10 protein-coding genes are annotated in these 12,928 nt (G+C 62.6%); 6 read left to right on the forward strand and 4 right to left on the reverse strand.

Features of this window, described 5'->3' with window-relative positions; genetic code table 11:
* A partial coding sequence (locus ACFO5X_RS20840; RefSeq protein WP_380720807.1) for a hypothetical protein occupies positions 1-263 on the forward strand: 263 nt, incomplete at its 5' end.
* A gap of 95 nt (positions 264-358) precedes the next feature.
* Here the strand turns inward: ACFO5X_RS20840 and ACFO5X_RS20845 are convergent.
* Entirely contained in the window at positions 359-1,666 is a 1,308-nt protein-coding gene (locus ACFO5X_RS20845) for a glycosyltransferase family 4 protein (RefSeq protein ID WP_380720811.1), read from the reverse strand.
* Between the two features lie 296 nt (positions 1,667-1,962).
* Here ACFO5X_RS20845 and xrtD point away from each other — a divergent pair, with 296 nt between their 5' ends.
* The 3 genes from xrtD to galE all read left to right on the forward strand — a co-directional run bounded on the left by xrtD (position 1,963) and on the right by galE (position 5,618).
* Complete coding sequence (gene xrtD, locus ACFO5X_RS20850) at positions 1,963-3,555, forward strand: VPLPA-CTERM-specific exosortase XrtD (RefSeq protein ID WP_380720814.1); 1,593 nt, start codon at positions 1,963-1,965, stop codon at positions 3,553-3,555.
* Between the two features lie 7 nt (positions 3,556-3,562).
* The gene (locus tag ACFO5X_RS20855; RefSeq protein WP_380720817.1) at positions 3,563-4,471 is read left to right on the forward strand and encodes an esterase-like activity of phytase family protein; all 909 of its coding nucleotides are present in this window, start codon (positions 3,563-3,565) and stop codon (positions 4,469-4,471) included.
* A 163-nt stretch (positions 4,472-4,634) separates the two neighbouring features.
* On the forward strand, positions 4,635-5,618 hold the full coding sequence (gene galE / locus ACFO5X_RS20860) for a UDP-glucose 4-epimerase GalE (RefSeq protein WP_380720820.1): 984 nt from the start codon (positions 4,635-4,637) through the stop codon (positions 5,616-5,618).
* Positions 5,619-6,385: 767 nt separating this feature from the next.
* On the opposite strand, the gene ACFO5X_RS20865 is transcribed toward galE, so the two are convergent.
* Positions 6,386-6,661 (reverse strand): hypothetical protein, encoded by a 276-nt coding sequence (locus ACFO5X_RS20865; protein WP_380720823.1) that lies wholly within the window; start codon positions 6,659-6,661, stop codon positions 6,386-6,388.
* 346 nt (positions 6,662-7,007) lie between these two features.
* On the reverse strand, positions 7,008-8,018 hold the full coding sequence (locus ACFO5X_RS20870; RefSeq protein ID WP_380720826.1) for a sensor histidine kinase: 1,011 nt from the start codon (positions 8,016-8,018) through the stop codon (positions 7,008-7,010).
* A 270-nt stretch (positions 8,019-8,288) separates the two neighbouring features.
* On the opposite strand from ACFO5X_RS20870, the gene ACFO5X_RS20875 reads away from it, so the two are divergent.
* A complete protein-coding gene (locus ACFO5X_RS20875) occupies positions 8,289-8,987 on the forward strand; it encodes a hypothetical protein (protein WP_380720829.1) in 699 nt (232 codons plus the stop codon).
* 1,632 nt (positions 8,988-10,619) lie between these two features.
* Here the strand turns inward: ACFO5X_RS20875 and ACFO5X_RS20880 are convergent.
* Positions 10,620-11,018: a VOC family protein gene (locus ACFO5X_RS20880; RefSeq protein ID WP_380720832.1), complete on the reverse strand. Its 399-nt coding sequence runs from the start codon at positions 11,016-11,018 to the stop codon at positions 10,620-10,622.
* Between the two features lie 1,019 nt (positions 11,019-12,037).
* Here ACFO5X_RS20880 and ACFO5X_RS20885 point away from each other — a divergent pair.
* Positions 12,038-12,880, forward strand: a complete 843-nt coding sequence (locus tag ACFO5X_RS20885) for a calcium-binding protein (RefSeq protein ID WP_380720837.1) — start codon at positions 12,038-12,040, stop codon at positions 12,878-12,880.
* Positions 12,881-12,928: the final 48 nt, after the last annotated feature.

The following is a 12,928-nucleotide window of genomic DNA, read 5'->3' on the forward strand; positions in this document are numbered from 1 at the left end:
AGCTGTGGGATAAGTCCGCCCGGGGAAAGGGGAAGCTCGGCGTTCAGCCGGTTTGTGCAACAGAGCCCCTCTATATGGTGCATGCCCTCGTCGAGAAAGCCGGCTTCACTATAGCCGAAAGGGTATTGGGCACTGACCTGATGCCGCTGTGGGTCCTACCGGTGATACTGCTGGCGGCGATCGGGGCCGCCGCCATTCTGTACCACATGATTGAAGAACCTGGTCGGCGGGCTCTCATTAAACCTGCCGCCGGGAGACTCTAGTGGAGTTCCTCGTAGAGTATGCGGAGATCATTAAATAGGACGAGAGCTCCGCCAACGTCTTCGTAGGGTAGGGTAAAGTTGGGCGGTGAAGGAGATCAGAATACCGGTAGTGGCTCGGGTGCGGCCCCGCCGGCGGCGCCGCGCACCCAGTCATAGACCTTGGCCACCTGCCGCGCCTTCGCCGGCCAGGTGAAGTCGCGGAGTGCCTGCTGCCGCGCGGCGGCCGCCAGGCCGGGCAGGGCGGAGGGATCCGCGACTAGGGCGGCAAGCCGGGCCTGCAGGCGGGCGACGATTTCGGCGCGGGTACCGACCGGGATCTTGAGGCCCACCGTGTCGGTGACCAGCTCGCCCGGACCGGCGTAATCGACCACCAACGGCACCACGCCAAGCGCCATCGCCTCCAGCACCACGCCCCCGCCGAACTCGCGGATCGAGGGAAAGGTCAGGAGGTTGGCGCGCACCGCCACGTCCTGCACCCGGGCATGGGGCAGGTTGCCGTGGAAGGTGACGGTGCCCGGGGTGCTCAGGGCGGCGGCCTGGGCCTCGAGCGCGCCGCGCATCGGACCGTCGCCGATGATGTCGAGGATCAGCCGGCCCTCCCGCAGCAGCGGCGCCGCCGCCTCGATCAGCATGTCCGGCCCCTTGTAGGGGACCAGCCGGCCGATGAAGCAGCCCCGGAGCGGCAGGGAGAGATCCTGCGCCGCCACCTGGTTGAAGCGCGCCGGGTCGATGGCGTTTTCGGGCAGCCAGACCGTCTTGGCCTGATGACGGGCCGGGATCTCGCCCTGCGTGTGGCGCGAGCCGCAGAGGATCGCCGAGGCGGCGGCCAGGGTGCTGCCGCGTCCGGGCAGGAGCTTGTAGGCGCCGCGCACGTAGGACAGCCATTCGCGTTCGCGCCGGCGTTCGGCATCGAACCCCGCCGGCCAGGGCACGCCGCCGTTCAGCGGCCCGAGGACGAAGGGCACGCCGGCGGCGCGGCAGCGGGCGGCGACGGGCGACTGGACTGTCGGGCTGAGCGGCGTGACCCGGTGCACCAGGTCGAATTCGCCCGCGCGCAGACGGGGGCCGAAGGTCTTCCAGAGCAGGTGTTCGAAATAGGGGTAGGACAGGGCGGTGATCGCCGTCGTCATGGTCCAGCCCTTGCCCGTTCCCATGCGCAGCAGGCCCGCCAGGCGGGACATCGGGCCGGCGATCGCCTCGGAATCGATGGCGGTGAAATCCAGCCCCTCGGTCAGCCCGGCCCGCAGGAAGGCGTCCCGGTTGCGGATCTGGGTGACGATATGGACCTCCGCCACCTGCCGCAGCGCCGTGGCCAGCGACCAGCCGACCAGCGGCACGCTGACCCATTCGGGATTGGCGGCCTCGGCGATGACGAGAACCTTGGGACGGGAAGAGGTCTCCATGAGCGTGCCCTGCTGTCTTCTCTGCCGAACGGACGTCTGCCGGAACGGAGACCATCTTGCCCGGGATTACAATATCCCTGCGGCAATTGCGATCCTCGTTGCGGAGGGTCGGGAGCAACTGTTTCCACTCTGCGACCAACCGGAGGGGTGGTGCGGAAATGCCGTGGCTGGGTAAACAATATACGCCAATCACCCCCGCTTTACTTGAAAAAATTGGAGGACCTGTCTAGAAGGAGGCAGTGTGCCGCCGGTCGCCCGGGATCGCGGGGTGCAGGTTTTCACCAAGTGGCTGTCGTATGTCTGTTGCTCAAGATACTTCCACCTCCAGTCTGACGTCCAACTGGGGGCCTTTCTGGCTCGTGATCGCCGCCCTCGCGGCGGGGCTGTTCTTCCTCGACGGGCTCGACGCCCTGGCGCGGGCCTGGCAGAAGCCGGAATACAGCCACGGACCTCTGATCCCGATCCTGTCGCTGCTGCTGTTCCTGCGCCAGCTGCGCGAGGTGCCGGTGGAACCCGGCCCCAAGAACGACCGCTGGCCCGGTGTCGCGCTCCTGATCTTCGCCCTGTTCTGCGGCGCCCTGGGCAAGCTGGCGGGGATTTCCGACGTGGTGGCCTATGCCACCATCCTCTGGGTCGGGTCGATCCTGCTGATCAGTTTCGGCTGGAACACCGGCAAGCATTTCTGGCCGCCGGTGCTGCATCTGGTCTACATGCTGCCGCTGCCCGATGTCTTCTATTACAAGCTGTCGACCTACCTGCAGTTCATCTCCTCCGAACTCGGCGTCTGGTTCCTGCGGCTGATGGACGTGCCGGTCTTCCTGGAAGGCAATATCATCGACCTCGGGGTCATGAAGCTGCATGTGGCCGAGGCCTGCTCGGGGCTGCGCTATCTCTTCCCGATCCTCTCCTTCAGCTACATCTTCGCCGTGCTCTACAAAGGTCCGGTCTGGCACAAGGCGGTACTGCTGATCTCGGCCGCGCCGATCACCGTGCTGATGAACTCGGTGCGCATCGCGGTGGGCGGGGTGCTGGCCCAGGAGTTCGGAACCGAATGGCTTGCCGGATTCAGCCATTTCTTCGAGGGCTGGGTGATCTTCCTGATCTGCGTCATCATCCTCTTCGGGCTGGCCCGGCTCATGCTGTTCCTGCACCCGCAGAAGATGTCGCTGGTCGAGGCGCTGGATCTGGAGACCGACGGGCTGATGGTCCAGGCCCTGCGCCTGCGCTATGTCTGGCCCTCGCCGGCGCTGATCACCAGCGCGCTGATCACCAGCGCGCTCGCGCTCGGCTGGTTTGCCCTGCCGGACTGGGATGCCATCCGGATCGACCGCGAGAGCTTTGCCTCCTTCCCCCGCCAGATTGCCGACTGGCAGCAGATCGGCGCGCCCGAAACCCTGAGTCCGGATGTCGAAAAGGCGCTGCAGGCCGACGACTACCGCTCGGTCCGCTTTGCCCGGCCAGAGGATGCACAGACGGTCAGCGTCTTCTCGGCTTGGTATGCCGATCAGAGCGCGGGGGGCATCCATTCGCCCGAAGTCTGCCTGCCGGGCGGGGGCTGGGAGATCGCCTGGCTCGAGCGCGTCAACATCGCGGGCGACATGGGGCTCGCGCAGCCGTTCAACATCAACAAGGCGATCATCCAGAAGGGCGAGACCCGGATGATGGTCTATTACTGGTTCGAACAGAAGGGCCGGAAGGTGGCCTGGGACTTTGGCGCCAAGATGCTGCTGATGTATGACGGCATCGCCACGGGCCGCAAGGATGGGGCGATCGTCCGCCTGACGACCCTGATCGGCCCTGGCGAACCGGATGCCGCTGCGGCCAAGCGTCTGGATGCCATGGTCCGGGATCTGATCCCCGAGCTGCCCCGTTTCATTCCGGGCAGCTGAGCGGGCGGTGCAGACATCGGGACGATCCCGGGCGGGGAGGCTGGCCCTGGCCCTTGCGGTTTTGCAGGGGCTGGCGGGCGGCGCCGAGGCCGGACCGCTGACCCTGGTCGGCAGTTATACCTGGGAGACCGACTCGGTTGTGGGGCTGTCCGGCCTCGAGGTCTCGGATGACGGCAGCCGGTTTGTCGCCATCTCGGACCGGGGCTGGATCCTGACCGGCCGCTTCCTGCGCGAAGACGCGCGCATTTCCGGCCTCCGGCTCGACCGGTTCCTGCCGATCCTGGGCCAGGACGGTCTGCCGGTCGCGGCGCGGCGCCTGCACGACTGGTCCGATGCCGAGGGGCTGGCGATGGCGCCGGACGGCACGCTCTGGATCGCCTTCGAGCAATGGACCCGGGTCGCCCGCTATGCCGCGCCGGAGAGCGCCGCCACCTGGATCCGGGACCACCCGAGCTTTCGTCTCTTCGCGCCCAACCGCCAGCTCGAGGCGGTAGCGCTGCACCCCGACGGCACGCTCTACGCCTTTCCCGAACAGCCCCTGCCGGGCGGCTTTCCGCTCTACCGGCTGGAGGCGGGGGCCTGGACCATTGCCGGCTATGTCCCGCAGCAGTCCGGTTTTGCCGTGGTCGGTGCGGATTTTGCATCCGATGGCCGGCTTTACCTGCTGGAGCGTAAGCTGGTGCTAGGGCTCTGGTGGCAGAACCGGATCCGCCGGCTGACCCTGACCCCCGCAGGCGCCCCGACGCGTGACGAGCTGCTCTGGACCGGAGGTCGCGGCGAATACGACAATCTTGAAGGGATCGCGGTCTGGCTCGACGGGACAGGGCTGCGCCTGACACTGGTCTCGGACAGCAACAGCGATCCGGACGAGCCCACCCGGTTCGTGGAATACCGGCTTGAAGAGGCGGACCGGTGAGCGGTATGCGCCCCTCCGCGCGCAGGGCGGCCGTATTGCATCCCCAGTCCCGCAGAACTAGGGTTTTGGCCGGCGGTCAGGGCAGATCCCGCAGGCTGGTCCGCCACATCGCAACGCAGGGCGGCGCGGTCATCGCGACGCTCCGTCCCCACGAGGAACACGCATGAGAATCCTGATCACCGGCGGCGCCGGATATGTCGGCAGCGCCTGTCTGCGCCATGTTGCGGAACTCGGGCATGAGGTGATGGCCTATGACGACCTGAGCATGGGGCATCGCGCGGCGGTCGACGGGCATCCCCTGACGGTGGGCGATATCGCCGATACCGCGTTGCTGAGCCGCACCCTGAAGGACTTCCGCGCCGATGCCGTCATGCATTTCGCCGCCTCGACCTATGTCGGGGAATCGGCCGAGAAGCCGGAGCTCTACTATCGCAACAACGTCGGCGGCACCCTGTCGCTGCTGAACGCGATGCGGGCGGCGGATGTCGGGCGGCTGCTGTTCTCCTCGACCTGCGCGACCTATGGCATGGCCGAGTCCGAGGCGATGACCGAGGCGACGCCGCTGGCGCCCTTCTCGCCCTATGCCCGCACCAAGCTGGCGGTGGAATGGATGATCCGCGACTTTGCCCAGGCCTATGGGATGGGCTTTACCCTGCTGCGCTATTTCAACGCCGCCGGCGGCGATGCCGACGGCCGCCATGGCGAGGATCACCACCCCGAGAGCCATCTGATCCCGCTGGTGCTGCAGGTGGCCCTGGGGCAGCGGTCACATATTGCGGTCTTCGGCACCGACTATCCGACCCCCGACGGCACCTGCATCCGCGACTACGTGCATACGCGGGATCTCGCCTCGGCGCATCTGCTGGCCATCGAGGCCACCGGCGAGACCACGGCGGAGGTCTTCAACATCGGCACCGGGTACGGCCAGTCGGTGATGCAGATCCTCGAGGCCTGCGAGAGGGTCACGGGCCGCGAGATCCCGCGCGAGATCGTTGCCCGCCGGGCGGGCGATCCGCCGCGGCTGGTGGCGGATCCGGTGAAGCTGAAGACGCAGCTGGGCTGGACGCCGCTCTACGAGGACATCGAGGAGACCATCGCCACCGCCTGGGCCTGGCACCGGGCGCATCCGGACGGCTATCAAGACTGAGAGGGGCGGAGGGCCGGAAAGGGGCCAGCCGCATAGGGCGAGATAACGCCGATAATGGTTATTATGTTAAATTAAGCTTGCCGGCCTAACTCCAAGGATCGAGGTTGTCGGTGGGTTTTCCTGGCGGGATGGGCCTATTAGAGACTGCCTACCATCTAGGACTTCGTCTCCCGATCTAGGCGAAAGTCTCGCCTTTCCCTGTGGCGGATTCCGTTACCCTTGTGATGCACCCCTTCGCCCCGAGTGAGCGCGGCGCGCGGTGCAGTCGATCCCCTTAGACCGAGGACGCATTCGACGACCGCCCGCTGGGAGAAGCGGTGGAAGTTCGACGTTGGTTCGTGAAGCAATACGGTCTGCCACCCCCAAGATCATCGCTACGCACCTCGGCTGATCCATCCCGAAACCGGGATGGATCAGGCTGCGAAGGGTTTCCTTCGAACTCTACGCCAAGGTCAAAACGAACTATCACCACCAGCAGGCACCCCTCCGTGTGCATCACAGCAGCAGGTTCCGGGTGATGGCGGTGAGATCCGCGCCCTCTGCCCCGGCGTCGATATCACCGAAGCGATACCGAAGGTGGTCAACACATCGCGGAACAGTCCAAGGGCCACATGGAAGTTGGTGGATCGGGAAGGGCGCCGTATTGCAGATTGGCTTCCCTCCCGAACTTGGTGCGATCGGACGTTGTAGCGATTGAGTCACGCCAGAGTTAGATTTCCGTTCGCCCGGTCTGGCCAGGAGCCGGAATGGAATGGCGCTCTCTTGGATCAGTCCCCGCCCAACTCGCGGTCATCTTCGGCATCACGCTTGACCAAATGCGACGTATATTCCCGCCGGACATGAGCCACGAACTCCTCCTCGTCGAGATCCAGAAGCTGGCAGAGGGCGGGTATCTTGTCGGAGGGCACCCGCGTCAGGCCCTGGCGCAACATGGTGATCAGGTTGCCGTGGATGAACCCCGTTCGTAGAGCGACGTCCTTGTCGCTCAGTCCGGAAGTCTCAATGGCGGTAGCGAGGGTTTCGGCGATGGTCGGTTCGGGCATACAGTGTCTCCTGACATCTCGTGTTGCGATGTTCAGTGATATGCAGCCCGACGCGATCCGCGTTGGGGAGGGTTTCAGTTGGAGAGAACACCGTGCAAGGCTACGGCCATCCTCGATGGCAACATCGAAACTGTAGGATGACAAATCAGGGTTTTCAGACTAGCGTCAGACATACCGCCTGTTTGACCTGTTTCTGAGTGCCCCGGCTGCAGCCCCCAACTGCACCGGGGTTGTTCATGTCTTTTTTGGCCCCCTCCAGTCGGTTCGCATAATCACCTAACTGGACCGTCCGACAATGGACGCCTGGTCTTCTGAGAAGCTGAGTCGGACGAGGTGACTGAACAGCTCAGCAATATTCCAGCCCATGCACGTCAGGCTCGAGCGCGGCGTGGGGTATCGTAATGCAAATACGAAGTGCTCCGTCGACCCAGTCCCGTGTCAGTCTTGCCCCGATGTCCTGAGCGGTAAAGTCAAGGAGCTGGCTTCCAAAGCCAGCTCCACCGGGATTGGCCTCGTCTTTCGGCGAACCAAATTCGCGCCAGATCACCTTGAGATCTCCATCTTCCAGTTCCGCGGAAATCTCCAACCGTCCGGTGTCTGACAGACTGCCGTATTTCGCGGAATTGGTCGCCAGCTCGTTCAGGATAAGGGCAAGTCCACTCGTTCCTCGTGCCGACAGTCTGATGTCGACTCCTTTGATGCTGATGCGGTTACCCTGTTGGTAGGGAGCCAGGACCCTTTCAACCAATTCGTTCAGGGGTTTTGAACTTGGTAGCCCGGCCAGTTCCAAGGTCTCCTGATAAGAGCTGGACACCGCGTGCAAACGCCCTGTCAACTCATCGAATGCTGGTGCTGCCTCCGGGTTTTCCCGGCGTGTGATCGACATCAGGGCGCCGATCACGGCAAACAGGTTCTTCATGCGATGGGAAAGTTCATTCGTGAGAACCTCGACCCGCTCTTCTGACGCGCGTTGTTCGGTGACGTCAGTGTTGACGCCACTCATGCCGAGAAAGTGACCTGATTCCGAGAAGCGCGGACGGGCACTTGTATGCAGCACGCGGTAGACGCCGTCCGAACGTTTGTATCTGGCTTCGATTTCAAAACTCTCGTGCTTGGACATGGCAGTAACAAAGGCCCGTTGCAATTGCTCCGCATCATCGGGATGCACAGTCATCGACCAATCGAACTGCGAAATCGCCTCGTTCGATACACCCCAGAATTCTCTCTGAGCACGGTTCAGGAACAGGCACCTGCCCTCTGCGTCGCCCAACCAGAGCATGGCAGGAACGCCCTCGATTATGGCGCGATACGTCTCACTCGTCGCCAATTGTTGCTTGTCGAATTGACTCCACGGCATGCAACGTCCCCCCTTTAGACCAGGCAGCATTGAAACCATCCTTGCCAGGCAGAACTTCTTCGCTCCCCTGTCTCATTGCAAGCAGCTTCGGGCCCAGAGGCGCGCCTGATCGGCTCGCACATGTCACTGGTTGCCGGTCGACCCCATCCGCCTCGGCGAGACTATCGCTGATCCTCAAGACCCAAGCGCTGAACGCCTCCATGACCGAGGAGGATCATCTCGCCCTGCATATCACTGAGCATCGCAACACGAGATCTCAGGAGACGACCCATGCCAGAACCCACCACCGCCGAAATGCTTGCCGAGGCCGTCAAGGCCTCCGGATTGCGGGACGAGGAGATTGCCCGCCAACTGGGCCTCGCCTATAGCCACATGGTGACCATGATGCGCCAGGGCCTGGTCCGCGTGCCCCTCGGTCTGATCCCTGACGTCTGTCGGGTACTCGGACTCGATGCGGCAACCTTTATGGGACGTCTACTCGCGGAATACGCCTCGCTTCCCGCGTGGCGCGACCCCGAAGCTGCCCGTGAGCGTCCCCAATACCCTACGGTGTTTCCGGATATCGAGAAGCATCGCCGCTTCAGTGTCACGGCCATGACGCTGGACGCCGGCATCAGGGCGTCAAAGCTGCCGCTGCGAGAGATCGCCGATCGCATCGGGATCAAGACCCTGAGCGCCCTCGAAGACATGCGCACCGGCATGCTCATGATCCAGCTGCTCGACCTGCCGGCGATCGCACGCACGCTCGACATCGAGGAGCGCAACCTGATCATCGTCGCCATCGAGGAATACCACCCCGGCCTGATGGAAATCCTGCACTCAATCTTGGGCCTGCCGAGATCGGAGGCCGAGGTTGGGGTGCTCACCATGTTCCGGATGTTCAGCCTGCGTGGGAACAGCGATGCTTACAGGGCCTTCCTGCGGGCCTTGGACGCCTTGCTGGACCTGGCGCCGCAGATCGAGGTCTGAGGCGCTGGAGGTGCCCGGGGCAGACAGCCGGGGGGTAAGACTGAGCGTCAGCCTTGGGCCGCCAAATCCCGCCACCGGGATCAGCCAATCCCATCAGAGGGCATGCCCGACGCTACGACTCACCAGAACGAGGTGCCTGTGGAATCACGGTGGACCCGATCTCACAACCAATTCACATCCCAAAGGCGCCAAACAGCGATACCCGCTGCCGGTTGGTCGATCGGACGCTGCTGCGGGATGGCTCGCCCTCTGGCGCCGACAGAGTTCGAGGCACGCATCACGTGCCAGCCTTCCGATACCGCCATCCACGACGGACGGGCTTCCGATCTCCAAGTTGAGCTTATATCGGCCTGCCGGAGGCTTAACATCCTCTCCGACCTGTGGAGCATACCGCAAACATGATGCCCCACTCCCATACCTCTCCGGCGCCCAGAATTCGCCGCTGGCGGGCACAATGGGTCTCGCCGCACTCGAAGGGCAGCCCCGCGGACAGTTGGTTCTCCTGGGCCAATTCTGAGAGATTCGCGGGTCATGGTGTCGGCTTGGGATCAGAACCGACGGCGCAGGCCTCAATCCGGAGCAGTGCTACTTACGACCTGACTCCGATGGGAAAGCTCCATCCACACGCCGAGGCCTACAACCCCATCCTTCGATATTGGTGGATCCCCTCCGGAGGAGTTTGAAGACCAGACTCCATCCGTCTCAACCGACTTGAGTTCCGGCGCGGCCCTTATAAGACGATGCCTTCAATGTCAATCTACCAAACGTTGATTTTCAGGTTTGATTTTCAATACTTTTCTATTTACAATTTTGTACTTAAAGTATAGTCTTACGACTATGGAGTAAGACGTTGAGTACGTACTTTTTTGTACGTACATACTTTGAAAATCAAACCTGAAAATCAACGTTTGAGGGCTTGACACCCGCGCGGCGCCCCTCCTCCGAATCACCTCCAAAGTCGAGTCCACCGGCTCCGAGCACGAATCAGCTCCATTCCATTATCGTGGTCCGAAAGCAGGCCCGAGGCCACCCCCTCCCGGAGTCGTTCTGCAAGATCGGAGCCTTCGGGATGAAACAGACATGCCCGAAAGGAACCTTGGCGGACCCGTCGCACACAGAGGATGGTGTGCAGTGCGGAATGTTGTCGGGCAGACCACCACTTGTAAGCTCCGGTTCGGATTTTCGGATTACAGGCCCCGCCAGATTGCCGTCCGCGTGGTATGTCGCCGTCGGACGTGCTCACGCCCGCGGCTTTCAATCTGTTCGTCATCGACCAGGGTGCAGCTCTACACTCTCAGATTTCGCGCTACAGACGCGGTTCAAGCCCTGCGCTGTCTAGAAGCACCTGACACATCCACCGCGCTGTAGCAGCGTTCTGAGAGGCCTCAGCGTGTATCCAGCACATGACGCATGCTCTCTCGCTAGTCGCACAGTGCCCGGTGTCTGTTGATGCGCCCCATCCTTCGATGCCATGGAGGCCGCCAGGAGCTCCGGGCAACTCTTCCCACATCGGATGGCTTTCCCCTGAGCAGTGACCTGATCGACTGGCGGATCTATCACAGACCCGTCGCACCTCGGCACCACAGCTGGTCGCGGTATCGACCTGATCAGAAGGGTACCGCGCGCAAGAGGCTATGGCAGATCCCGGGCGTGAACGAAGCACAGCTTATTGCCCTCGGGGTCGCGACAATAGGCAGCGAAAAAGTCATCATTGTATTGCGGGCGGACGTCGGGTCTGCCTTCATCTGATCCCCCGTTGTCAATCGCTGCTTGCCAGGCCGCCACGACGTGCTGTCGCGATGGCGCTGCAAAACTGATTTGTACGCCGTTGCCCGCAGTTGCCGTTCGGCCGTCGAAAGGACGTCTCAAAGCAAACTGGGGCCATCTATGCCCGCAGCGTTGCCAGATAAAACCGGCTGGGCTTTCGGCTTCCTGGGGGTCACGTGCCAATCCGAGGGTGCCAAGGACGGCATCATAAAAGGCCACCATGACCTCGACGTCATTTGCACCAACCATTACGTGGCTGAACATCTTGAACCTCCTCGTGCGGGATGAACGCGCGGTCCCGGGCAATCGCGGCCCAGTTTGACCGCAGACTGAAGGGCCGCAAAAAGAATATCTAGAACAATAACTTAAGTATACTCCATGTAAAACCCCGTAGGAAAACAGGCCAAGAACCCACGGGGATAGCTAGGGGATCGAATGGGAATTTTCCGGTCTCCAGCTGTCCGAGGTCCCGCCTGCCAGACCAATAGCGAGAGACCGATCGAGAGAGCGGCTGACCAGGGTCTCCCGGTTCGCGCCTCACCCGAGCCGGTAAACACTCTCAGATTTCGCGCTACAGACGTATAGCGGGGTTCCCCGCTACATGGGAGCATCCGACACGTCGGACGCGCTGTAGCAGCGTTCTGAGAGCTCAGGGCGTATACCCAACTGATGACGCTCGCTCTCTGGTTTCCCGCGCAGCGCCCGCCGGCTGTTATCATGTCCGAGCCCTCCGGTGGCGCGGCATGAATCGGCGGGTCCCCTGCCCTACCATGCTAAGGTCACGCCTGCACCGGAACATCTGGAGGCCGGCTCAGATCGGTCGAATGGCAGGCGCCGCGCGATGTGTAATACCCCGTGCTTTCGGACGACGCGCAGCCACCAGGACCAAGGTGGCACTGACCTGCTCCTCCATGGATCGGCAGGGAGAATGAGGGAGGCAATGTGAGGTCGCGGTTGCCCTAACCCATTCCTTGTAGTTGCGATCCCATACCGGCTTCCTTCCGTTGTCTCTTCCGCCTGTTTCTGGTGACCATTGCTCCAAGACCTGTTGGACCATGTGCGCCGCCCATGGGGAGACCGGAGGGCAATCCCCCTGGATGTTGTCCCGGCTGATGGTGCAGCTGACGACCTACATCGTGCTCTGATGCGGCGCTGCTTCAAAGGGACAGGTCGCCCCATCCGGTCTCTGCACCGGGCAGATGCAAGCATCATTGTGCCGTAAACCAACTCCCTGTAGCCTGTGCCTGCTAGGCATTTGAACAGCACATTTAACAGGGTTATCCATGACCAGGATTTTGACCTACAGTCAGGACGTGGACTACATCACGTCCGTCCTCGACAATTTCTACAATTTCATCCGCTGGGAGAACCCGAGCTTCGCGCGGGACGGGTCGTCGTTCAGCGTAACGGACTCATCGGGATACGGCTTCACCTGCTATGGGACCAACCTGTCGGCCGCGACCGGAGGTGGCTACACCGGTACCGTCACCGCGGTCGATCCGTTCTACGCTTCCTATACTCTTTTCGAAGTTGCGGACCTGTCCCTGACCTGGTCGCAGGTCGTGGCCGCCAACCAGTCCAATGCCCAGGCGGGAGCTCGCGATTTCATCGAGCGGCTGTTCCTCGACGGCGGCGTGACCGTTATCGGGGCCTCGGGTGCCGACAAGAACCTGGAACGCGATACCAATATCTACGGCTCGCCACACGAGTTCACCGGGGACGATGTCTTCAGGCTCAAGGGCGGGGCCGACCAGTTCTGGCTTGGCGCCGGCAACGACCGAGCCTTTGGCCAGGGCGGCAATGACCGTCTCTGGGGGGATGACGGGCGCGACTTTCTGTCAGGGGGCAACGGCCGGGACAAGCTGTTTGGTGGGGCCGGGGCCGACCGCCTGATCGGCGGGAAAGGTGACGACACTCTGATCGGCGGCGGCGGCCGGGATACCTTCGTATTCGGTACGAATGACGGGTCAGACAGGATCATCGGCTTTGACGACCGACAGGACCACATCATCCTGAACGGCGATCCGGTACGCCAACGCATCGTGGAAACCGACGAAGGAACGGTGATCCATTGGGGACACACCGAAATCCTCCTTGTCGGTGTCGACGATTGGTCGGGATTCTGATCAGCCCCTCGCAATGATGTCGGCGGATCCACCCGTCGAATTCTCACC

Origin of the sequence: Seohaeicola nanhaiensis (genome assembly GCF_042654245.1) — a bacterium.
GTDB classification, from domain to species: Bacteria; Pseudomonadota; Alphaproteobacteria; order Rhodobacterales; family Rhodobacteraceae; genus Seohaeicola_A; species Seohaeicola_A nanhaiensis.